The 308-nt window shown below is 46.8% G+C and carries 1 protein-coding gene; it reads right to left on the bottom strand.

What is annotated here, in order from left to right; genetic code table 11:
• A partial coding sequence (locus AC1M9H_RS14385; RefSeq protein ID WP_481613657.1) for a CoA-transferase occupies positions 1–308 on the bottom strand: 308 nt, incomplete at both ends.

Here is a 308-nt window from a genome sequence, read left to right on the forward strand (position 1 = left end):
CTGAGTGGCATCAATGAGTTTGGCACCCGTCATCGATTGAAGCTCTTCAAAAGATAAGCCTTCAACTTTCTCAATCACTTTCATGCCATCTGCCGTCACATCAATCACACAAAGGTCCGTATAAATGCGGTCCACACATTTCAAACCTGTCGCAGGATAAGTCAGCTCAGCAACGATTTTAGGTTCGCCTTTTTTAGTGACATGATCGGTGGTAATAAAGACTTTTTTCGCACCCACGGCTAAGTCCATTGCACCACCCACAGCAGGGATGGCATCAGGTGCACCGGTATGCCAGTTTGCAAGATCAC

Source organism: Acinetobacter sp. ANC_7512 (assembly GCF_056779935.1).